Origin of the sequence: Bacteroides sp. AF39-11AC (assembly GCF_003474285.1) — a bacterium.
In the GTDB taxonomy this organism is placed as follows: Bacteria; Bacteroidota; Bacteroidia; order Bacteroidales; family Bacteroidaceae; genus Bacteroides.
Genome location: NZ_QROH01000003.1, coordinates 558,469 through 582,393, shown reverse-complemented (window position 1 = coordinate 582,393; position 23,925 = coordinate 558,469). Strand labels below are relative to the sequence as shown.

General features: G+C 40.0%; 15 protein-coding genes. 13 read left to right on the top strand and 2 right to left on the bottom strand.

What is annotated here, in order from left to right; all coding sequences use genetic code 11:
- Nucleotides 1–20: 20 nt before the first annotated feature.
- Entirely contained in the window at nt 21–1,571 is a 1,551-nt protein-coding gene (locus tag DW036_RS08085; protein ID WP_118462838.1) for an ATP-binding protein, read from the bottom strand.
- Nucleotides 1,572–3,245: 1,674 nt separating this feature from the next.
- Between DW036_RS08085 and DW036_RS08080 the strand changes: the two genes are divergently transcribed.
- From DW036_RS08080 to DW036_RS08040, 9 genes are all read left to right on the top strand, one after another.
- Entirely contained in the window at nt 3,246–6,278 is a 3,033-nt protein-coding gene (locus DW036_RS08080; protein ID WP_118462835.1) for a TonB-dependent receptor, read from the top strand.
- 20 nt (nt 6,279–6,298) lie between these two features.
- Nucleotides 6,299–7,975 (top strand): starch-binding outer membrane lipoprotein SusD, encoded by a 1,677-nt coding sequence (gene susD / locus DW036_RS08075; RefSeq protein ID WP_187374568.1) that lies wholly within the window; start codon nt 6,299–6,301, stop codon nt 7,973–7,975.
- A gap of 40 nt (nt 7,976–8,015) precedes the next feature.
- Complete coding sequence (locus DW036_RS08070) at nt 8,016–9,188, top strand: SusF/SusE family outer membrane protein (protein ID WP_118462830.1); 1,173 nt, start codon at nt 8,016–8,018, stop codon at nt 9,186–9,188.
- Between the two features lie 35 nt (nt 9,189–9,223).
- Entirely contained in the window at nt 9,224–10,645 is a 1,422-nt protein-coding gene (locus tag DW036_RS08065) for a DUF5115 domain-containing protein (protein WP_118462827.1), read from the top strand.
- A gap of 170 nt (nt 10,646–10,815) precedes the next feature.
- Nucleotides 10,816–10,992 (top strand): hypothetical protein, encoded by a 177-nt coding sequence (locus DW036_RS08060; RefSeq protein WP_233560349.1) that lies wholly within the window; start codon nt 10,816–10,818, stop codon nt 10,990–10,992.
- Nucleotides 10,993–11,013: 21 nt separating this feature from the next.
- Nucleotides 11,014–12,972 carry a glycoside hydrolase family 13 protein gene (locus tag DW036_RS08055; protein WP_233560348.1) on the top strand — a complete coding sequence of 653 codons (1,959 nt, stop codon included), beginning with the start codon at nt 11,014–11,016 and terminating at the stop codon, nt 12,970–12,972.
- Between the two features lie 128 nt (nt 12,973–13,100).
- Nucleotides 13,101–15,068: an alpha/beta hydrolase gene (locus DW036_RS08050; RefSeq protein ID WP_118462824.1), complete on the top strand. Its 1,968-nt coding sequence runs from the start codon at nt 13,101–13,103 to the stop codon at nt 15,066–15,068.
- A 241-nt stretch (nt 15,069–15,309) separates the two neighbouring features.
- Nucleotides 15,310–18,141, top strand: a complete 2,832-nt coding sequence (locus DW036_RS08045) for an alpha-amylase family glycosyl hydrolase (RefSeq protein WP_118462821.1) — start codon at nt 15,310–15,312, stop codon at nt 18,139–18,141.
- Between the two features lie 127 nt (nt 18,142–18,268).
- A complete protein-coding gene (locus DW036_RS08040; protein ID WP_233560347.1) occupies nt 18,269–20,506 on the top strand; it encodes an amylo-alpha-1,6-glucosidase in 2,238 nt (745 codons plus the stop codon).
- A 3-nt stretch (nt 20,507–20,509) separates the two neighbouring features.
- Here the strand turns inward: DW036_RS08040 and DW036_RS08035 are convergent, their stop codons facing one another.
- Nucleotides 20,510–21,493: a GNAT family N-acetyltransferase gene (locus tag DW036_RS08035; RefSeq protein WP_118462815.1), complete on the bottom strand. Its 984-nt coding sequence runs from the start codon at nt 21,491–21,493 to the stop codon at nt 20,510–20,512.
- 162 nt (nt 21,494–21,655) lie between these two features.
- Between DW036_RS08035 and DW036_RS08030 the strand changes: the two genes are divergently transcribed.
- From DW036_RS08030 to DW036_RS08015, 4 genes are read left to right on the top strand one after another with little or no spacing between them, the layout of a single operon-like run.
- Nucleotides 21,656–22,192 (top strand): nitroreductase family protein, encoded by a 537-nt coding sequence (locus DW036_RS08030; RefSeq protein ID WP_022392817.1) that lies wholly within the window; start codon nt 21,656–21,658, stop codon nt 22,190–22,192.
- A 2-nt stretch (nt 22,193–22,194) separates the two neighbouring features.
- Nucleotides 22,195–22,530, top strand: coding sequence for a hypothetical protein (locus tag DW036_RS08025; RefSeq protein ID WP_118462812.1), 336 nt, complete (start codon nt 22,195–22,197; stop codon nt 22,528–22,530).
- Nucleotides 22,527–23,321: a Rossmann-like and DUF2520 domain-containing protein gene (locus tag DW036_RS08020; protein ID WP_118462810.1), complete on the top strand. Its 795-nt coding sequence runs from the start codon at nt 22,527–22,529 to the stop codon at nt 23,319–23,321. The genes DW036_RS08025 and DW036_RS08020 overlap by 4 nt, the downstream gene beginning before the upstream one ends.
- A gap of 40 nt (nt 23,322–23,361) precedes the next feature.
- Nucleotides 23,362–23,889 (top strand): HAD family hydrolase, encoded by a 528-nt coding sequence (locus tag DW036_RS08015; RefSeq protein WP_022392814.1) that lies wholly within the window; start codon nt 23,362–23,364, stop codon nt 23,887–23,889.
- Nucleotides 23,890–23,925 lie beyond the last annotated feature (36 nt).

Here is a 23,925-nt window from a genome sequence, read left to right as displayed (position 1 = left end):
AATGAGGTGATGCCCTCTTTTTATTCTACCACCCATTTTTCAATGTTCCGGGTTTTCTCACTGAAGTTTATTCCTATTTTAAATAGTTTTCGTTCATCCATCTCGAAAGGAAGTGCATAACGCTTGTCATTAATTTGCTGCAAAGCTTCTTCGGCAGTACCTTCCAACTTGAATTCCATGATATAAATGAATTTGTCTGTCTTCAATACGAGGTCGATGCGTCCGTTGTTGGTATTATATTCCACTTGGGTATAGAAACCTATTAATTTAAAAACGATGAAGAGTACATTTTCGTAGTGCAGTTCCTGTTCGCGGATTACTTCGTAAGTGGTATCTGCAAAGAAACTTTGCAGGCGGCGGAAGAAGGAATCATAATCTCCCGATTCCACTTCACGAACAAATTTCTGAATGGCAAACGGGGCTTCTACTTTGTTGATATTTGTATAGAAAGGCAGGAGGAAACGGATGAAACCTTCCTCTACTTCACGGTTGGGAAAACCTAAGCGATACATACCAAAGCGTTCATCGTATCCTTTGATGGTAAGATACCCACTTTGATAAATCACCGGAATGGGATTGGTCGATTCAGAATCGATGCTGTTCAGTACTTGGGCGTCGGTTTCTTCATGTGCCATCTGTTCCAGGTCGTAATGGTGCTTCTTTAGCAGTTTTACCAAGTAAGTAGGCGTTCCCGTTTCAAACCAATAGCTGTTGAATTCCTTATATTTGAAGGCATTAAGAAGGCTGAATGGATTGTATATACCGATAGAGTTATGAGTGAAATGATAACCGTCATAGTTTTCTCTGAGTTCGGCGCAGAGTTTGTCATACGTCACTCCCCGTGCAGCTGCAAATTCATGGATTTCATTTTCCAAATTAGAATGAATCTCCTGTTCGCTAACCCCACAGATTTCAATGTACTGATTCCGCATTGATATGTCGTCCAAGTTGTTTAGATCACTGAACACGCTGACCTTTCCAAACTTTGTCACTCCCGTCAGCAGGGCAAACTTGATGCAGCCATCCATCGTTTTGAGTACGCCATAAAATGCCTTTAAAGTATTCCGGAATTGTTTTTGTAGCTCTTCGTTACCGATAGCCTGCAACATGGGCTTGTCGTATTCATCTACCAAAATTACTACGCGTTGCCCGGTTTGTTCGCAGGCACGTTCTATAATACCTGCAAAGCGCAGGGAGAAGGAGCGTTCGGATGGTTCGGCGCCGTAGAGTTTTTCCCACGCTACCAACGATTTCTCAAGTATATTATCCAAACTCTCCGGTGCGTCATATTTCTCAATATTGAGGTCGAGATGCAGTATCGGATACTTTATCCAGTCTTTTTCCAATTTTTCTATAGCCAGTCCCATAAACAGTTCCTTTTTCCCCCGGAAGTATGCTTCCAGTGTTGAGATGAGCAAACTCTTACCGAAACGACGTGGACGGCTCAGGAAGTAATAACGGCCGGTTTTTACCATTTGATAAATTAATGCCGTCTTATCAATATAGAAATAATCATCCTGACGGAGACTTTCGAAATTTTGTATTCCTATGGGATAAATCTTATTGCTCATATTTGTCTGTTTTTATACATCAATACACAAAAGTACTTATTTATGTTCTATTTTCAGTATTAAAAAGGGAAATTTAATCAGGGCAACCGCATCAAAATTTGTTCGTTTCTATATGGTTATGAACTAAATGATAAATAATCTTTTAGACGCGGATGACACGGATGACGCGGATCTTTTTTTTATCCATTTTTATAGCGCAGCCTTTTAAATCCGCTTTATCCGTGTCATCCGCGTCTAAAAAATAATATACCGAATGGCGCTAATCACTTATCACCAAACACTAATCACTTTTATTCCTTTCTATTTCCGTTATGAGGGTAGTTGTCCCCTCGTTACCTTACTATAAGTTTAACGTCATATTTACTTGCACGCTTGCACTATTTGCTGTAAGTTGCTGATAAATAGTTGAAAAAGCGTGGTGGCAGCAACTTTATTTGCGTGCAAGTAAAAAGTTGCTTGCACGCTTTGTCAGGGATAGAGCCTACTCTTCTTTCTGTTAATGACACATGTATATTCCGCTGATATACAATGTTCTTTTGATTAATATACGTTTAATTTAGAATGGCCACAATTGTGGTTCACCTGTTTCATAATGGTGGTTCATGTGCTCCATCAATGTGAAGCAGTTGTACCACAAATGTGGTTACTCGTAAATTGGCAATGTGGATTTAATAAATACTTGGTATTATTCGTAAAGAAGTGGCATCAGACAGGTATAGAATAGTGTGGCTTTTCCTCCGAAAAACCTTCATAAAGGACACGAAACACTAGGAGACTGCATCTATATATGGGTGGTGTTGGGTATATAGATACAATCGTCAGGAAGGTTTTAACTCATGCATCGGAAATATCGGCTGAACCTAATGAATAGCAGTATGCGGTTTGCAATGATTTCGGGGTAATTAGGAGAGTGGATAATGAAAAAACGGGAAATAGGGATAAGTGTCATTGTGACAAATTGTATTTTTAGTTGACTGAGAATGCACTGTTTCTGTCCGTATGTCTACCGAGATGGAAATATGGGAATGAAAAACGGTAAATGTCAGAATAATAGTTGGATAGCGAAATTGTTACATTTGTTCTGGAACGAAACAGCTCTCTAAAACCGTTTTTATAGGTGAAAAAACTGACACAAATAAGTGCGTTGGCGATAAGTAGTAACCCTTTTGCCTATAAGTAGTAACCTTTTTACCTATAAGTAGTAACCCTTTCACCCGTAAGTAGTAACCCTTTTCTGCATAAGTAGCTATCAAAGCTGCAATTATATGCAATAATAGCGTATTCTTATCCCTTCTTTATTCACTGAATATGCTGGTTTGTGAATTTGTAAACTAAAGTGTGTTGCGAAAATGAGGAATATACTATCATTGTGGATGCTGAATAGATGTAGGTACTATTGTTTTGATATTTTGTATCTCTTAGTTTCTTGAAAATGATTGTGTATAGGTCTCTTTAAAATGAAGATTTTTATCTTATGCGACGGTGCAACTCTGTGCAATCGTTTGCACTGTTGCATTTGCATATTTCTTATATTTCTTATATTTTAATATTTTTATAAAGCATATTTTTGTTGCGTCATGTTATAGATACCTTATAAAAGAGAAAGTAATCGAAAGATAATTTCGAATATATAATATAGGTAATTAATATTGTTAACTTTAATTTTTTAAATGCATGAAGCAAGTTAATCTTAGAATCTATCGAATGATTCTTCCCCTATTAGTAGGGTTATTCTTGTCTGTTGGCGTTTATGCACAGAACATTACCGTGAAAGGGCATGTAAAAGATGCTACGGGATTGGAAGTGATAGGCGCGAATGTTGTAGAAAAAGGAAATACCTCTAATGGTACAATCACCGACCTTGATGGAAATTTCACCTTGAGTGTTCCTAAAGGTGCTACATTAACAATATCTTTTATTGGTTATCAGACACAAGAAGTAGCTGCTGCTCCTATGGTGATGGTGACACTGAAAGATGATGCAGAATTATTGAGTGAAGTAGTAGTAGTGGGGTATGGTCGTACCAAGAAAGATGATCTTACAGGTTCGGTAACGGCAATCAAACCGGATGAACTCAGTAAAGGTATCACCAACAATGCGCAGGATATGTTGGTTGGAAAAGTGGCCGGTGTCGATGTTATCACTGCAGGTGGTACTCCGGGTGCAGGTGCTCAGATTCGCGTGCGTGGCGGATCTTCTCTTAATGCTTCAAACGATCCGTTGATTGTTATTGATGGTTTGACCATTGATAACAATACTCCAAAAGGAATGAGTAATCCCTTGGCTATGGTTAATCCGAATGATATTGAAACTTTTACAGTTTTAAAGGATGCTTCTGCTACTGCCATTTACGGTAGCCGTGCTTCAAACGGTGTTATCATTATTACCACTAAGAAAGGTAAGAGTGGTTCTGCCCCTAAGGTTTCTTACAACGGTGACATGACAATTTCTATGATCCAGAAAAAGTATGATGTACTCAATGGTGATGAGTTTCGTGAACTTGTTAATAACATCTGGGGCGATAAAGCCGGTGAAGTAGGTATGGGTAACGCTAATACTGATTGGCAAGATCAAATATTCCGCACTGCTATCTCTCATAGTCATAATGTATCAGTATCCGGTGGTTTGAAAAATATGCCTTACCGTTTGAGTTTGGGATATAACGCTTCTGACGGTATCGTTGAAACCTCATGGATGCGCCGTGCCAATGTCGGCTTGAATCTTTCTCCTTCTTTCTTCGATGATCACCTCAATTTGAAGATTAACGCTAAGTATATGTATGAGAAAGACCGTTATGCTGATGCAGGCGGTGCAATAGGTTCTGCTCTTTCAATGGATCCCACTCAGCCGGTATACTTTGATGCTGATGATGCCCGTGCTCCATTTTTCGATGGTTATTTTCAACATTCGCAGTCACCTAAAGATTTCAATGCAGAATGGAAATATACTAATAATCCCAATGCTCCTCAGAATCCTTTAGCTCTGTTGAAACTTAAGGATGTACAGGCTGTTGCCAATGACTTTACAGGTAACTTTGATGTAGACTATAAGGTACATGGCTTTGAAGATTTACGTCTGCATGCCAGTTATGGTGGACAGTATACTGAAAGTAAGCAGGACGATATAATCTCCAAGTATTCTTATTCTAACAACTACTTTGGTTGGAATGGTATAACGCAGACTTATAAATATAGTGTCACAGCTAATGCTTATGCTCAGTACGTTAAGGAAATAGGCGCCCATAATTTTGATATAATGGTTGGTGCCGAAGAAAGTCACTTCCACCGCAGTGGTTATGACTATGGTCAAGGTACCGATCCTTACGATGGTACTCCTCATGATGCCAAATTGAGAGAGGAACAAGCATGGGCTACGCATAACTCTTTAGTTTCTTACTTCGGTCGCTTAAATTATACGTTGCTCAACAGATATATGCTTACGGCTACGTTCCGTGCCGATGGTTCTTCTCGTTTCTCTGAAGACAATAGATGGGGTTACTTCCCTTCTGTGGCATTGGCGTGGAAAATCAATGAAGAGGCATTTATGAAGAATCTTACTTGGTGGAATGAATTCAAACTTCGTTTGGGATGGGGTATGACAGGTCAGCAGGATATTAACTCTGATTTCGGTTATGAAACTCATTATACTTCAAGCGACTCTTTCGCTCAGTATCCTTTTGGCGATACTTACTATGGTACGATGCGTCCGTCGGCTTACAATCCTGACTTGAAGTGGGAGACTACAACTACCTATAATGCCGGTATCGATTTGGGCTTCCTGAATAACCGCATCACAGCCAATATTGATGGTTACTACCGCGAAACCAAAGATTTGCTGAATTCTATCACTATTCCTGTAGGTATGCAGTTTGGTTCTCAGTTGACAAAGAATATCGGTTCGCTGAAGAATTATGGTGTGGAATTCTCTATTAATGCTAAACCTATTGTAACTAAAGATTTTACTTGGGATGTAAGCTATAATATTGCTTGGAACCATAATGAGATCACTGACTTGGTGGATGGCGATGCAGGCTATTATGCATGGTCGGGAGATAAGATCAGCCGTGGTAACAATACCTTGATTCAGGCAAATACTGTAGGTAAAGCAACTAACTCATTCTTTGTGTATCAGCAAGTATATGATGAGAATGGTAAACCTATTGAAGGTATGTACGTAGACCGTGATGGTAACGGACGTATTGACAATGGTGACCGTTATTTCTACAAGAAACCCTCTGCTGATGTTATTATGGGTCTTACAACTAAATTCCTCTATAAGAACTGGGATTTGAGTATGTCTTTCCGTGCTTCTATTGGTAACTATGTTTATTACGATTTCTTGTCGAATCGTGCAATGGTCAGCCAATCCGGCTTGTATTCTAACAGTGCCCTGCATAACTCTACTGCCGAGGCTGTAGCATTGGGCTTTACCGGTGTAGGAGTAGGTAACGATAATTATTTGAGCGATTACTTCGTACGTAATGCTTCTTATCTGAAGTGCTCAAACATTACTTTAGGTTATTCTTTCCCTGCATTATTTAAGGTAGCCGGTCATGAAACATGCTCTGGCCGTGCGTTCCTTACTGCTCAAAATCCTTTTATTATTTCTAAATATAAAGGCATCGACCCTGAGGTAGCAAGCGGTATTGATTCTAATCCTTATCCGCGTCCTTTCAGCATTCAAGTTGGCTTAAGCCTGAATTTTTAACCTATTAAATGCATATAATGATGAAACATATATTTTTGAAAACAGCCCTTGCAGCCCTTCTTATGGGTGGAGTGGCAACGTCGTGCGTCAACGACTTGAATATTTCGTCTATCGATCCGCAGTCCAGTTCATCGTATGGAGATATGGAACTGTTGGCAAAAATCTACAGTACACTGGGCCTGACAGGCCAGAAAGGTCCTGCCGGTAGTGGAGATATCAGTAGTGATGAAGGTGAAAGCGGATTCTACCGTACTACATTCAATCTGCAAGAACTTTGTACCGATGAATGCCTTTGGGCTTGGCAGACTGACGCTGATATTCCTCAAATCACCAATATTGACTGGACGGCTTCATCTGTTCGCGTGCAATGGACGTTCCAGCGTCTGGCTTTTGATGTTACTCTTTGTAATTTCTATCTCACTAACACTGAGGATAAAGCTGATGATCCTGATTATAAACAGTATCGTGCAGAAGTTCGTTTCTTGCGTGCCCTTCACATGTGGTACTTCCTCGACCTTTGGGGAAAGGCTCCTTTCAAGACTACGTATGACATTTATGAGTTGCCCGTAGAGAAAGCTGGTAAAGAACTTTATGACTGGATTGACAAGGAGTTGACCGAAATAGAACCGGATCTTGCCGAAGTGGGTGCATTCAATAACTCTTCTAACTTTGGACGTGCCGATAAAGGTGCCGCTTATATGCTCCATGCCCGTTTGGCTCTGAACTCTGCTGTTTATACCAAAGGTGCGGTAAAAGACTATCAGAAGGCTATTGACTATTGCGATCTGCTTGATGGGAAATATGAACTTTCTAAAGTTGAAAAGAATGGCTATACTGGTTATGAACAAGTGTTTATGGCTGATAATGACCAAAATCCGCAAGCTATGAAAGAAATCATCCTGCCTATCCGTCAGGATGGTGCAAAAACAAAATGTTATAGTGGTGCCAACTATCTGGTAAGTTCTACCCGTATCACCGGAATGCCTTATATGGGTACTTCCAATGGTTGGAGCTGTAACTTCTCCCGTGCAGCTTTGGTTAAGAAATTCTTCTCTACGCTCGAAGATTGTCCGATTGCTACTGTGAAAGCCCCCGATGGAGCTACTGAGGCTCAGATTATCGCTCTTGATGAAGCAGCAGGTACTACTACCAAAGATGTGCAGAAGAAGGCTAACGACCATCGTGCATTGTTCTATTCGGGTTGTGGTGGCGGACTTCGTAAGTTACAGGCTGAACAAATTGCGGGCTTTAACTCCGGTCTTTCTATTGTGAAATGGAGTAACATTCGTACAGATGGTGCAGCGACTTCACATAATGAATTCCCCGATGTGGATATCCCTTTGATACGTTATGCTGAAATGTATCTGACTCGTGCGGAGGCTAAGTTCCGTTTGACTGGTGACCCGCAACAAGCGCGTGCTGATATTGAAGTTTTGCGTAGCCGTGCAGGTGCTTCTACTCCTGCTACCATTACCGAACAATATATTATTGATGAATGGTGTCGTGAGTTCTATATGGAAGGTCGTCGTCGTAGTGATTTGATCCGTTTTGGTCTTTTCACAGGTGACAAATACGTTTGGGATTTTAAGGGTGGTGTAGCAGAAGGAAAGAGCGTGGAAGACTTCTTTAACGTATATCCTATTCCTGCCGATGACATTAATGGCAATGAGAACTTGTCTCAAAATCCGCGTTATTAATAGAATTTATTACCGAATTTACTAAAATCGAAACAATAATATGAAAAAGATACTGTTAGGAATGTTGCTGCCCGTTCTTACTTTGGTGTTGGTCACCTCATGTGAGAAAGATATGGATAGCAATCCTACATTCCACGAAAATACTACAGGATTTGTATTGAATATGCCTGCCAACGCAGCCAATAATGTATTGGACTTGCTGACTACTGATCAACTCACTTTTACTACCAGCCAACCTGATTATGGTGGCATACCTTTGAGTACTAACTATGATGTGGAGATTTCTTTTGAAGATTTCAGTGCGGAAGAACCTGTGTACAAAGTTGTGGCAAGCTCGACTTCTGCTACCATTAAAGTATCGGGTAGTAGATTGAATGATGCTGTAATTACTATGTTTCAGGATGCCAATGAAGGTGTGACATATCCTTCTAATGAAGTGAAAGACCTCTATGTACGCTTACATGCCAATGTTAATGGTATGGAGTTGGGGAGTTGTTACTCTAATGTTATAAAGATACAAGTGATAGCTACTTATCAGGCTCCGAGTATTACATTGCCTGAGGATATCTATGTATGCGGTTCGAGTATCGGAACTGCTTGGACAACTTGGAGACCAATGGCACTTATTAATGGTATGGCCGGTAACTTCTTTACAATAGTTTACCTTCCTAATGATGCCGAATTCAAATGGGGAACTTATCCTCAACAATGGCTGGGCCATGCCGATTTTAAAACTATTGATGATCAAGCCGGTGCGGATGTTTCTGATAATGGTGGTAATGTGAAAGTGAAAAATGGTGGATGGTATACACTCTACATTAAGGGTAAGATTAATGGTGAAGCTATTGATTACACACTGACTTTTTATCCTGCACAACTTCTGGTTACAGGTGATGCTAATGGAGGATTTACTCCTACGCCTCCTTCTGCCCCGATGGTTGCTCCCGCTGATAATACTGGTCAATGGATATCTGCTGAATTTGTATCTGGAGGTGAACTACGTGCCTATGCTCAAGTAGGTGATTTTGATTGGTGGAAAACTGAATTTACGCTTTTGGAGGGTAAAGTTTTCTGGCGTGAGAATGCAAATATAGCCAGCAATTGGAACACTGATATGGGTTCTGAATACAGCGTAAATGCTGGAGCGGGCCAGAAACTCTATCTTACTGTAGGTGCTACTGAAGACGGTGTAGATACGGGTGAGGTAAAATAACCTGAATGATAATCTTATTTTAAAAGAAAAACATTATGAAGAAAAATCAAATACTCGCAGGTATATTCCTCGCTGGAATTACCTTAGGTGCTTGTACGGAAGATTATACGGATTGGGCTGACCCCCAATCCAATTCTCCTGAAGAAGCGGCCGCTAAATATGAAATCAGTTTTGCCGCAGGTTCCGATGCAGTTGTGGATATGGATAAGTTTTACAGTACTATCGAAGCGGAAGAACAAAAGACAGACTCTGTGGAAATTGCCGTTCTCTCTTCATCGAATTCAGAGGTGGCTTCTATTAAGATGAACAGCATAAATATTAACGGTGTGACTATCAATGCGGCATTTAAAGAAGGGAATATTGTGAAGGTGAATACTCTTGAACTTGATTCAGTTGTTCGTGATGCCTTCTTCAGCCGTGCTCATGTAGAGCGTGTACTCAATGTAAATATGAATGTTGCTGTTAAATTGAAAAACGGTGAAGCGGTAAATACTTCAGGTACTTCTCAAGCCAAACTTACTCCAATTACTACTCCGGAAATTTCAGCTAATGGATATGTGCTGATGGGGGATTTTGTAGAAAATGGTAGTGGATGGGACGTAGAAAATCCTATTCCTATGGAGCTGGTTGAAGGTAAAGAGGGCATTTATCAAGCTACAATAGAAACTAAGAATGGAGGTTCTAATTGGTTTAAGCTATATAAAGCTTATGATATAGCTGCCGGTTGGGATGGTGCCAATGCTGGGCAGATTGGTTGCCGTGTAAATGGTGATGATAAGATTGAAAACTTTGCTGTTTGGACAGGTGATGTGTATAATGTGGAAACTCCTACAATTACTGGACAAGGGCATTTTATAATTACATTTGATGCTGTTAATTACACTTATTCGGTTGCTCCTGCTACTGCTTATCTTTATATGGCTGGTGATGCAAATGGGTGGAAACATATTGATGTGATGGCAAGTCCTGAATTTAATAACATCTATAAGGGGTATATGTATCTCAACCAAAATGGTTTCAAGTTCAGTTCGGAGGAAAGTTGGAATGGTACTAACTATGGTGCAGATTTCAGTACGGCTGCTGATGCTGCCAATATAATGATGACCGAAGAGGCAGGTTTCTATCAGGTGATTGTTGACTTGAATGAAAAGAGTTATACCTTGACTCCCATTGCGATAGGTATCATTGGTTCTGCCACTTCTGGGGGCTGGGATGCTGATACAGATATGGTATATAGCGTGGAGAACCATTGCTGGTCTATTACTGCTGAACTGTCTGAGGGTGAACTTAAGTTCCGTGCTAACGATGCTTGGGATATTAGCTGGGGCGGTACTATCGAAAGTCTGACTACCAATGACGGTGCTAATTTGAAGATTGAGGCAGCTGGTAAATATACCATCAACCTTTATCCTCTTTGTGAAGGTAAATCTTATTGTACGATTGTAGCAGCTAACTAATTGGAGTTGGCTGTAGATAATCTATAGTATTTTTTAGCTCAAGACTATTTGGCATTTTATAGAAGTCCTCTTTCTCGCATTGAAAAACGGGGAAGGGGGCTTTTGCTTTTCATTGAAACAATCACTAATCTAAAACAGCTGAAGGACAGCGCATATTCAATCACGAACTTGTGGCTGAATTACGTCGTCATGTCAACGTGACGGGATTAATTGGGTGGTTTCCCGAGGAAAACGCTTGCGGTAATAATGTAACAGAAGGTTGGCTTAATCGTGGACTTTTTGATGACCATATGGGCAAACTTCTTCCGGCAATGAAAGAGTTTAATCTGTTTGTTCAACCTTTGTAAATAGTATCTTTTATTTTATGTATGATGAAAACTAAAACTTTATTTTTATCTTTTGCTTTATTGCTATGTCAATTGGGACTTGCTAAACAAATCATGTCGTCAGAAAGACTTATTGAATATTCTAGGTTTGAATCTTCTATTATTCCTTCACAGGATAATTCAACTTGGCTCTCTTCACATTATTCAGGAAAGAAAAATGAGAAGATAGAAAAAGTGGAACCTGCTTTTTGGTGGTCTGGCATGAAAAACACCTGTTTACAGTTGATGGTATATGGTTCAAATATAGCAACATATAAACCTGAAATAAATCATCCGGGAGTTGTCTTAAAGGAGGTCTACCCAATGGAGAGTCCAAACTATCTGGTTTTGTATTTAGACGTAAAAGATGCGGTACCGGGTAAATTTCAGATAGAATTCGTTAAAGGAAAACGTAAGCTGAATTATACTTATGAATTGAAAGAACGCCAGCGTAAGGGAGAAGATAGGATTGGCTTTAATTCTTCTGATGTCGTATATTTATTAATGCCGGACCGCTTTGCCAATGGTGATGAAAGCAATGATCATATACAGATGAAGTATCCTTATACAGTAAATCGTAAGGATGTAAATGCTCGTCATGGTGGTGATTTAGCCGGTATTATGCAACATCTTGATTATTTGGATAGCTTGGGGATTACGGCAATCTGGACAACTCCTGTTTTGGAAAATGATATGGGTGAAGGCTCTTATCATGGTTATGCTGCAACGGATTACTATAAAATAGATCCTCGTTTAGGAACTAATGAAGATTATGTTTGTTTGGCGGAATCTATGCATCAACGTGGAATGAAACTGATAATGGATATGGTTTTTAATCATTGTGGAACCAATCATCCTTGGCTGCTTGATCCACCAATGCAGAATTGGTTTAATAATTCACATAAATATATCGAGACCAATCATAATAAAACTGTATTTTTTGATCCTTATGCTTCGGATATAGATAAGCAGGAACTGACGGATGGTTGGTTTGTGCCTACAATGCCCGATTTAAATCAAAGAAATCGTTTTCTTGCTGATTATTTGATTCAGAATTCAATCTGGTGGATTGAATATGCAGATTTAGATGGTATTCGCCAAGATACATATGTATATCCGGATCCGGATATGATGGTTCGTTGGTGTAAAGAAGTTTTTGAGGAATATCCAAATTTCAATATTGTAGGTGAAGTAATGATTCCCAATAACCCTGTAGGTACTGCATATTGGCAACAAAATAGTGTGGTTAATGAGAAAGCTAATACAAAGCTGAAATCTGTGATGGATTTTCGTTTGCGAACAATAGCTGGTAAAGTTTTCCATGAAGAAACTTCCTGGGATACTGGTTTACAGCTTCTTTTCGAACATTTTGCTTATGATTTTTGCTATCCTGACATAAACAATGTGATGCGTCTACTTGAAAATCATGATACGGATCGCTTCTTGTTGGAGGATCCGGAAAATTTGAATGCATATAAACAGGCAGTTACCATGTTATTGACAATTCCGGGCATACCACAATTGTATTATGGGCAGGAATTACTAATGTCTGGTAGTAATAAAATAGATTTTGGGTATGTACGTCCGGATATGCCGGGAGGTTGGAAAGGAGATGCAATGTCTGTTTTCCAGGAAAATGGAAGAACGGCTATGCAGCAGGAAGCTTTCGATTTTATGAGCAAGTTACTGCATTGGCGTAAAGGAAATGATGTTATTTCTAAAGGTAAGATGAAACATTTTATGCCTCGTAATAATGTATATGTGTATGAGCGTTCCTATGATGGAAGGAGTATACTGGTTATAATGAATGGAATAAATAAAGAAGTTGATTTGGACTTGGCTCCTTATAAAGAAGTAATAGGAGATAAGATTAGTTCGAAGAATGTGTTGACGAACGGTGATGTGTCCTTAGGAAGAATACTTCATTTACAACCTAAAGAAGTGCTTGTGCTCCAATTATAATATTGGGATATGAAGAAAGTATTGCTCCTATAGTATTTTTAATGCTTGAATTGGATTGGAGTAATTTAAAAGAAATGGTGCTACAGGAGAATCTGGAAAAAGAGAGTGATTATTTTATAATTTAGCGTATGAAAACAAGACTTTTATTTATATTATTATCTCTGTTGCTGTGCCAATGGACCATTGCTCAACAAACTATATCATCAGGGAAACTTATAGAATATTCTCGATTTAATTCTACCATTGTTCCTTCTCGTGATGTTTTCGTATGGTTACCTACAGATTACTCAACAAAAGAAAGATATGATGTTCTTTATATGCATGATGGTCAAATGCTGTTTGATGCAAATACCACTTGGAATAAACAAGAATGGGGAATCGATGAAGTTGTTGGAAAACTTTTGAATGAAAAGAAGATTAGGTCTTGTATTGTTGTAGGAGTGGCAAATATCCCGGAAACGAGATATGCAGACTACTTTCCTCAAAAAGCATTGAGGAATTTACCAGATAGTGTAGTTTCGGGGAATGTTAGTTTTAATGCAGATAACTATCTTCGTTTTCTGGTAGAAGAAGTAAAGCCTTTTATTGATAAAGAATATTCCACGAATAAGAGTGTTGAGCATACTTTTGTGATGGGCTCCAGTATGGGTGGCCTAATTTCACTATATGCACTTTGTGAATACCCGGAAGTATTTGGAGGGGCTGCATGTATGTCGACTCATGTTCCCATGATATTAAGTAAGGAACTATCTAAAGAAAAAGCGGACCAATGGTCGAGAGCTTTTAGGAATTATCTTGATGAGAACCTTCCGACGGCTAACAGTCGTATAATTTATATGGATAGAGGAGATGCTACCTTAGATGCTTATTATCCTCCTTATCAGGATGAACTGGACAAATTGATGAGGAAGAAAGGCTGGAAAGGACCAATGTGGGTGTCTAAAGTGTTTCCGGGAGCTGCGCATACGGAAGTGGATTGGAATAAGCGTTTAGATAATCCGTTATTATTTCTTTTAGGAACTGATAGAAAAGATTGTATTTGTGATAAAAAGGATACAGATATGTCGCCTGATGATTATTTGATTTCTAAGTTTAAAGATGCTGACATCGTGTTATTGGCTGAAGACCATGGCGTTAAGGAAAATTTGGACTTCGTTAGAAAAATGATACCGAAGTTGTATGCGAATGGTATCTATATGTTAGGTATGGAATTTGGAGCATATGAGGATCAGAAGCAATTGGATTCATTGATAAATGCACCAAGATATAATGAGAATTTAGCTCGTCAATTGATGTTCAATTATAATACCCGTTGGGCTATAGTTGAGTATATGAATCTTTATAAAGCAGCTTGGGAATGGAATCACTCATTACCGGAGCAAGCGAAAAAGTTTCGTGTTTTAAATATTAGTTATCGCTACAATTGGGAAAAGTTTGAAGGAGCTAGAACACCGGAAAATATGAAGCAAGTGTTTCCTTTAGGGAATACAGAAGACTTTCGGTGTGCATTGTTGGAACGTGAAGTGTTGGCTGTTCACGAGAAAATATTGGTTCTGACTGGGACTATTCATGCATTTACGTCCTACCGTTTTCCTTATTATGATTATACTTCTCCTGGTTTTGTACGTTATGAGAATCGTTTTTTAGGAAATTTGCTGTACGATAAATATGGCAATAAAGTAGTATCTGTAGCTTTGCACCAGCCTTTCTTTAATTATCCTAATCAGCAACCAACATTAATTTCCCCAGCGGCTGGAAAGTTAGAACTAATAATGGAAAAATCTCAGAACAACCCCATTGGCTTTGATTTGAAAGGTTCTCATATTGGTGAATTACGCGATTATAGTTATTATTCAATGGGGCATAAAGATTTTATTCTATCCGATTTGTTCGATGGATATATATTCCTTAAACCAATAAGAGAATTATCCTCTTGTACGGTTGACTATAAGTTTATGGATGATACTAATTGGAATGAAGCTGTGAGTAATAGTCCCGATCCTGATTGGCAACCACGTCCACATGATAAGGAAGAATATTGGAGAGTAGTGGAGAATTTTATGAATATTGAAAAAAGATATGCGGATGTTCAATGAGATGATGTGAATAATTTGCCTGTACTTGATGTGGATGAAGCATTACATGAGAGTAGTAGGATTTACTCCTTCATATTTAGTGCAAGGAGATAAAGAGGTTGCGCTAAAAAAGTAGTAGGATAATCTTTTCTTGATTCATGCAACCGTTTGCATTACTTCTTCTTCTCCTTCTGTTTCAAGCACTTGATAATTTGAGATAACTACTGTACTTTTGAACTATTAACTCATAAATTGATACCGAATGAAAAGACTCTACGCTTTTTTTATTTGCTTGTTAGCTGTTTTAGCTATGCAAGCGCAAATAGTAACTACTACTCCGGATTTCCCAACAGAAAATGATGAGGTAACCATTATCTTTGATGCAACGAAAGGTACCGCAGGACTGAAAGGCTTTACTGGTGATGTGTATGCACATACAGGAGTGATACTCAGTACGGGTACAAGTTGGCAATATGCCCCAACTTGGGGAGATAACTCGGCGAAGTATAAACTGACTTCATTAGGAAATGATAAATGGCAACTGAAAATAACCCCTAATATTCGTGAATATTATGGCGTTAAAGATGGAGAAACAGTAAAACAACTGGCTTTTGTTTTTCGTAGTGCAGATACATCAAAAGAAGGCAAGGATACGGGTAATAAAGATATATTCGTAGATGTTCATACTGCCGGTTTAACCGTTCGTTTCGATCAGCCTGCTGAGAAAGAAAATTTGATCACAAATACTGCTCTTACAATTAAAGCTTCTGCTTCTGTTGCTTCAACTCTAAAACTCTATGTAGGTGCTACTGAAATAGCTACGAAAGCTAATGCTACTACAATTTCCCAATCTTATACATTCTCAACTGCCGGAAGCTATACGTTGAAAGCAGAAGCTACCGCTAATGGTAAAACTGTTTCTGCTACACAAGAAGTAACAGTGCTGAATGGAACAAGTATCTCGGAGGCAATGCCCAAAGGTGTACGTCCCGGTATTAACTATATCAGTGATACAGAAGTAACTTTGGTACTACAAGCTCCAAAAAAGAAGTACGTATATGTAGTGGGTGATTTTAATGATTGGACTCCTAAATCCGATTATCAGTTGAAACAAGATGGTGAATATTTCTGGATAACTCTTTCCGGATTGATAAAAGGTGAAGAATATACTTTTCAATATTTGGTAGATGGCTCTATTTATATTGCAGATCCTTATACAGATAAAGTTCTGGATCCTTGGAACGACCAGTATATTGAAAGTACGACATATCCGAATCTGAAACCTTATCCAGCCGGAAAAGCAGAAGGTATTGTTTCTGTATTACAAACAGGACAGACTGTATATAATTGGAAAGTAAAGAACTTCGAACGCCCGGCTTCTGAGCAATTGGTTATTTATGAAATGTTGGTTCGTGATTTTACTGAAGAACATACGTTTAACGCTGCAAAAGAAAAGCTGGGATATTTAAAGAATCTGGGAGTAAATGCTATAGAATTGATGCCTATTAATGAGTTCGAAGGAAATACGAGTTGGGGATATAATCCTTCATTCTATTTTGCCGTGGATAAGTATTATGGTACAAAGAATGATTTAAGAGCTTTTGTGGATGAATGCCACAGTCAAGGGATGGCTGTTATTATCGACCTTGTGCTGAATCATAGCTTTGGTCAGTCTCCTTTTTATCTTTTGTATAAGGATGCAGATGGAAAGCCCTCTGCTGATAATCCGTGGTATAATCAAGAATCAAATATAAAGAATCCGAGCCTCTCATGGGGATATGATTTTAATCATGATAGTGAATATACCCGTGTTCTGGTAGATAGTGTAGCTGGTTTCTGGATGTCAGAATACAAAATTGATGGTTTCCGTTATGATTTTACGAAAGGTTTCTCTAATACTCCTTATGGAGTGAATGACTGGGCAAATGGGCCGGATAATGCACGTATTAATAACCTGAAGCGTATGTCGGCTGCCGTAAAAGAACGACAACCGGGTGCTTATGTTATTTTTGAACATCTGGCAGCTCTCAGTGAAGAAAAGCAGTTAGGAGATGCGGGCATCTTGCTATGGCGTAATAAAAATGAAGCATATTGTGAAACTGCTATGGGATGGAGTGGTCCAAAAACCGATTTTTCTGGTTTATTTGCGGGAACATCCAGTATGCCTGCTGGTAGTTTAGTAGGATATATGGAAAGTCACGATGAGGAACGTACAGGATTTAAAGCCTGGAAATGGGGAAATACCGGAGTAATAGCATCAACAACGAGTACAAATACCGGAATGAGTCCTGCAACAGGAAGTAATATTAATCTCTCTACTCGCACCAAACGTTTAGCCACAAATGCGGCTTTCTTTCTTACCGTACCCGGACCAAAGATGATCTGGCAATTTGGTGAGTTAGGGTATGATTTCTCTATAAACAACAATAGTGATGGTTCTAGTTATGACGATCAGGACGGTTATCGTACGGATCCTAAACCTATACGTTGGGACTATTTTGAAGATGCTGATCGAAAAGGATTGTATGAAACGTATGCTGCCCTTTTAGATTTTCGTCATTCATATCCTGAACTATTTGCTTCGAATACTACATTTAGCTGGAAGGTAGGTACTACAAACTGGGATAATGGACGTACCTTGTCAGCTACTTCTACTGATGGCAAGTCTTTTGTAGTGGTTGGAAACTTTACTTTGGCAGATAAGAACCTTTCTGTAACTTTCCCGGAAACAGGTACATGGTATGAATTTCTGAAAGATAATGAGCCATTGAGTGTGTCAGGTGCTACACAGACTATTGCTGTCCCTGCTCATGAATTCCGTCTCTTTACCAACTTTAAACCGACTTTGACTGGGATTGAAACCACTACTCCTGATGCGGAAGTGCCTTTGATATATTATAATAAGGCAATAGATACTTTGGTGTTACCTGTTGGAGAGGCTAAACGTGTAGAAGTATATTCTGTAAACGGAATGCTGGTGATGACGCAGGAAAGGTGTACTTCTGTAGGCCTGTCAGCCTTACCTGTTGGTTATTATATGGCACGGGTTTATATGGAAGATGGTAAAGTACAGGTTTGCAAAATAATGAAATAGGTTAGTTGTTGTAAATATGGTTGTAAATTGGTGTTTTTCAAAGAAAGCTGCGAGTATATTACTTGCAGCTACTTCTTTTTTAGTAATGTCTTGCAGTGAAAATGTAAAAGAGTTATCTCCGTTAAATATGGATAAATTAGGTATCACTATACCTGGCGGACAGTCTCGTGAGTATTCTTATACAGATAAGAATGGTGGCTTCTACTATGGAATGACCTCTACTGACGATTGGGGAGACTGGTATGCTGGGTGGAATATCTATGCTAAACGTATCTTTGCTGATTACCGTTTGTATGTGGATGGTGAAAGATTGTATCGGAAAGATGCTCGCACATCGGTATATCCTGACAGATTAGTCCGCCATTATGGAAAGGCTGTGGAAACATTTTCTCTGGTGGATGAACCAAAGTTATTATATGTTCGTATGGATAGTGTGCAGGGAAAACAGATCTCATTAATGTTGATAGGAGGAAATGTTGTAGATGCACGGAAAGAGGGAAATTCAATACTTTATACTGCGAAAGAATCGTCGGAGAATGTAATACGCATAGCACCTGTAAAAGAAGTGGAAATAGAATTTACTGACAGTCTGATAACTGTTTCGACTTCTTCCGATGGTTTCCTGATCGCTTTCGGTACCGAAGGAGAGAGCCGGAAAATAATAGAAGATTTTCGTCAAGAAGGAGAAAAATGGTTGAGTACACGTAGCCAGCGTATTCAGTTGTTACTAGATCATAATCCTTTAAAAACAAATCAGGATTCTTTAGATCATGCCCTCGCCTGGATTATGCTCACTAACGACCAACTGATAACTCATCAACATGGTGGTTATGGCATGTATGCCGGTCTGCCTTGGTTTACGGATTTCTGGGGACGAGATATGTTTATCTCTATGCCGGGTGCAGTACTCTGTACAGGACAGTTTGATACGGCACGTGATATTCTAGCTTCTTTTGCACGTTACCAGGATACTATTTCTACTTCTCCTACTTACGGGCGTGTACCGAATCGCTTGAATCTGGAAGGTGTTCTCTATAATACTACCGATGGAACACCCCGCTTTGTTATGCAAGTGCACGATTATCTGAAATATACCGGTGATACCGCCTTTGTAAAAGAGATATATCCTTCAGTGAAGATTGCTACGGATGCATCTCTCCGGCTGTATACTGATGAGAAAGGTTATCTTACCCATGCAGATGCAGATACCTGGATGGATGCCAAGCGCCAGGGTAGATATCCATGTTCGCCACGCGGCAATCGTGCTGTAGATGTGCAGGCATTATGGTATACTCAGTTGAGGAATGCTGCAGACCTTGCCCGATACATGAATAAGGAAGAAGATGCACTATGTTGGAGTAAGGCGGCAGCGCACCTTCGTTTAAGCTTTGAACAAGACTTTGTTGACACTGCTACTAAATTTATTTATGATCATTTGAATGCAGATGGAAGTGGAGATATGCAATTCCGCCCCAATGCTATCTATGCGTTGGATTTGATTTCTGATTCAGATTTAAAGATGCATGAAACAAAGGAAGTCTGGGAACGCCTGGTATATCCGTGGGGAGTGTCTTCGCTCGACCAGTATGACGAACAGTTTCATCCTTACCATGAGCAATGGTATCGTTATCATAAAGATGATGCGTACCATAACGGTACGATATGGCTTTGGAACAATGGTATGGCTATGCAACGGATGATAGAAAACGGTCAGCAGGATATAGCCTATGCGTTATTCAAAAACATGAATCGTCAGGCACTTGCCGAAGGTGCTGTTGGGAGTTTGTCGGAGAATGCAGATGCGTGGCCACATGCCGGGCAGACATGGGTACGGCGTAGTGGAACTTTTCTGCAGGCATGGAGTAATAGTGAACATATCCGTGTGTGGAATCAATATTTCTTGGGTATTCGTCCCGATATGCTTAACCATTCTATTACCATTGATCCAAAACTTCCTTCTGATTTGAAAGAGGTAGATGCACAAGTAAACGTTGGAGATGGTATCCTTCGTATGGTCTTCTCTAAAAATGGAGCTAACGGAATTTATCATTATGAATGGACGGGTGCGCCTGTATCTCTTAAACTGAATATCGATTCTTATCAGGCATTGGAAGTTCCGGTTTCAACCAACAGTTCAGTGAATATCAAGACAGATGTAGCAAGTATGAAAGTAGAAGTATCGGATGCCTCCGGTAAACAAATCGCAAATTATACAGTGGAACCGGATGCTGCCAAGCTGGAGAAGAAGCAACAACAGGATGCCTATTTCCACAATACTCATTTTGCAAAGCCGTCTTACAGAGAGAATCTGAAGAGTATGTCTCGCTACTTTGATCCGCCGCTGACATACCAAAGTGTAGAGTGAAGTCTATTCGTAGATTTTGTTTAGTATTCTATTCAGCCATTCCCAACGGAAACGGAACCAGCGGCGAGTACTGCTTTGCTTGCCGCCGAAGCGTAGGACAAACTCGCGATAACCGTGTTTGCGGAAGGGGAGGCCGACATCCATAAATTCAAGATGGCGGTAGCCGCGTTGCTTGGCATCAGATAGAGCATGCCATACGGCAAGTATGCCAGGATATTGGAGAGCATACGTCTTGCGCATGCCACCGGAGAACCAGAGATAGGCATTATCTTCGGAATAGATGCAGGCACTGCCACCTATAATTTTATCTTTGTAAGTGACAATGAATATTTTGCTTTGTTCCCCTTTCATCATTTCTTCTTCCATGCGTAGGAAGAAGACTCTGCTGGGGAAGTGGCGGCGTATTTTTGAGGAATAAACATGGTGTAGCATCTGGGAGAAAGTACGTATTTCCTCAGGAGTATGGGCTTCACGCACTTCTGCACCATTTTTTAATCCTTTTTTTATCTGACGGATACGTGAGGGACTGAAACGACTTTCTACATGTTCGATGCTATGTAGCGAATTGCGTACCCGTAGCCAGTTGATGGCAAAATAGCGATTCTTGCGGAAAGATTTATACCCGAACAGCGAATTTTCCAGATTGCGAAACTCAATAAGAAATGCTTCCCGCAATGCCTCGGCAGTTAACCGTTGTAGAATTTCGCCAAAGACAAATTCTTTATCGACTGTTTCATCAAAATATTCTCCTGTGCCATAGATTTCACATCTCTTGATGATAGAGGGTGGAAACAAACGAGCACTCTTTCGTATTGCCGCCAATAGCTTGGCAACGGGCTTTCCTGCCTCTGATGCAACAATGAGAAGGGGTGTATAACCCGGGGTTGCTTCATAGATATGAAACAACTCAAGGGAGTGAAACGTATTTTTGCCCGGTAGTTCCGGGATGTTACTCCCGTGGTAATATGTGGTTAGTTTCAAAGGCATTGACTGCAAATTTAAAAAATAATCTCGTATCTTTGCGTTCTTAAACGATAAATTAGCTACAAGCTACCGGCTACGAGCTACAAGTGCCATTCGGGTATGTTAGCGCAGCCACTTGTAGTTCATAGTCGGTAGCTTGTTACTTAATAAATAATATTACGATATATGGAAAATTTCAGTGAATTACTAAAGGTTCGCCGCAGCATGCGGAAGTTTACAAATGAAGAGTTGACACAGGAACAGGTGGTTGCTTTGATGAAAGCTGCACTGATGTCGCCTACTTCCAAGCGTACAAATGCATGGCAATTTATCATGGTGGATGATAAGGAATTACTAGAAAAACTATCGCATTGTAAGGCACAATCGTCGCAGTTTATTGCTGATGCCCCGCTGGCAATTGTGGTGACGGCCGATCCGTTGGTTAGTGATGTGTGGATTGAAGATGCTTCCATTGCTTCGATTATTATACAGTTACAGGCAGAAGACATGGGCTTAGGCAGTTGTTGGGTACAGGTGCGCGAACGTTCTACGGCTACTGGTATGCCTTCCGATGAATATGTGCGCGAGGTACTCGATATTCCTTTGCAGCTACAAGTCCTCAGTGTCATTGCTATCGGACACAAGGGAATGGAGCGCAAGCCCTTTAGTGAAGAACATTTGCAATGGGAAAAAGTTCATATCAATAAATTTGGAGGAAAGTAACGGTGAGCGCAGCAAAAGCAAACAATAACCGCGATACTTACAGGGCTACGGCTGTTACACTGATTGTTTTCGGCATACTTTATCTGGTGGATAAATTGATACATTTTTCCAATATCGGCTTGCCGTGGGTGATGAATAAAGATAACTTCCTGCTTTATACAGCAGTAATATTCCTCATTTTCAAGCGTGACAAGTCTGTAGGGCTGGTGTTGATCGGTTTATGGTTAATACTGAACTTCGGATTGATTACAGCATTACTCGGTACGATGTCTGCTTATCTGTTACCTATAGCGCTGTTAGTTCTCGGAATTATTTTATATTGGCTGGCTACAAGATGAAAAGGAGTGTACAAGATACGCCGATAGTCTTTATCGGTGCCGGAAACCTCGCGACTAATCTGGCTAAGGCTTTATATCAGAATGGCTTTCGTATAGTACAGGTATATAGCCGTACAAAAGAAGCTGCATGTGCATTGGCGCAGGCGGTGGAGGCTGGATATACAACCGAACTTTCTGAAGTGTCTAAGGATGCCCGGTTATATATTGTCTCTTTAAAGGATGATGCTTTCGTGACATTATTACCTGAAATTGTTGCCGGAAAGGAAGATGCTTTACTGGTACATACAGCCGGAAGTATTCCTATGAATATCTGGGAAGGTAAAGCATCACGTTATGGAGTGTTTTATCCTATGCAGACTTTCAGCAAGCAGCGTGAAGTTGATTTTCGTGTAGTGCCTTTCTTTATAGAGAGTAATTCGTCTGAAGATACAGAGTTGCTAAAAGCAATTGCTTCTGTTCTTTCGGAGAAAGTATACGAGGCAACTTCCGAGCAACGGAGAAGTCTGCATCTGGCTGCTGTGGTTACTTGTAATTTCACGAATCACATGTATGCCCTGGCGGCTGAATTGCTAAAAAAGTATGATCTTCCGTTTGATGCCATGTTGCCTTTGATTGATGAGACAGCTCGTAAAGTGCACGAATTGGAACCGAAGCAAGCGCAGACGGGGCCAGCTGTACGTTATGATGAGAATGTGATCAATAAACATCTGGAGATGCTTGCGGGTGAACCGGAGATGCAGGAATTATATCAATTGGTTAGCGAGAGCATACATCGTTTGCATAACAAGTAATGTTGTTTTTGATAAATAACCCAACTAAAAACCGAATATAGTGAGTACTATCAATTACGATTTAAAGAAGATAAAGGCCCTTGTTTTTGATGTCGATGGCGTCTTAAGTGCTAACGTTATCCCGATGAGTCCGGATGGCGAACCGATGCGTACCGTGAACATTAAGGATGGATATGCCTTGCACCTTGCCGGTAAACAGGGACTGCTATTGGGTATCATAACCGGTGGACGCTCTGAGGCTGTTCGTAAACGTTTCGTGGCTTTGGGAATTCCTTCTGTGGATATTTATATGTCTTCTTCCGTGAAAATCCATGATTATCATGATTTCCGTGACCGTCATAGTCTTAAAAATGAAGAGATTCTTTATGTAGGAGATGATATTCCCGATATCGAAGTGATGCGTGAATGTGGATTGCCATGTTGTCCTAAAGATGCATCAGCGGAAGTGAAGGCTGTTTCCCGCTATATATCTTATGCCAATGGTGGCTATGGTTGTGGTCGGGATGTCGTGGAACAAGTCCTGAAAGTTCAGGGACTTTGGATGGATGATAAAGCCTTCGGATGGTAGGATGACGAGCAAATTAATAATTAATAATTAAAAATT

What these genes read in the sequence shown, in the direction of transcription:
- DW036_RS08085 (WP_118462838.1), bottom strand. Translation starts at nt 1,571, where the DNA reads ATGAGCAATAAGATTTATCCCATAGGAATACAAAATTTCGAAAGTCTC.
- DW036_RS08080 (WP_118462835.1), top strand. Translation starts at nt 3,246, where the DNA reads ATGAAGCAAGTTAATCTTAGAATCTATCGAATGATTCTTCCCCTATTA.
- susD (WP_187374568.1), top strand. Translation starts at nt 6,299, where the DNA reads ATGAAACATATATTTTTGAAAACAGCCCTTGCAGCCCTTCTTATGGGT.
- DW036_RS08070 (WP_118462830.1), top strand. Translation starts at nt 8,016, where the DNA reads ATGAAAAAGATACTGTTAGGAATGTTGCTGCCCGTTCTTACTTTGGTG.
- DW036_RS08065 (WP_118462827.1), top strand. Translation starts at nt 9,224, where the DNA reads ATGAAGAAAAATCAAATACTCGCAGGTATATTCCTCGCTGGAATTACC.
- DW036_RS08055 (WP_233560348.1), top strand. Translation starts at nt 11,014, where the DNA reads ATGATGAAAACTAAAACTTTATTTTTATCTTTTGCTTTATTGCTATGT.
- DW036_RS08050 (WP_118462824.1), top strand. Translation starts at nt 13,101, where the DNA reads ATGAAAACAAGACTTTTATTTATATTATTATCTCTGTTGCTGTGCCAA.
- DW036_RS08045 (WP_118462821.1), top strand. Translation starts at nt 15,310, where the DNA reads ATGAAAAGACTCTACGCTTTTTTTATTTGCTTGTTAGCTGTTTTAGCT.
- DW036_RS08040 (WP_233560347.1), top strand. Translation starts at nt 18,269, where the DNA reads ATGGATAAATTAGGTATCACTATACCTGGCGGACAGTCTCGTGAGTAT.
- DW036_RS08035 (WP_118462815.1), bottom strand. Translation starts at nt 21,493, where the DNA reads ATGCCTTTGAAACTAACCACATATTACCACGGGAGTAACATCCCGGAA.
- DW036_RS08030 (WP_022392817.1), top strand. Translation starts at nt 21,656, where the DNA reads ATGGAAAATTTCAGTGAATTACTAAAGGTTCGCCGCAGCATGCGGAAG.
- DW036_RS08020 (WP_118462810.1), top strand. Translation starts at nt 22,527, where the DNA reads ATGAAAAGGAGTGTACAAGATACGCCGATAGTCTTTATCGGTGCCGGA.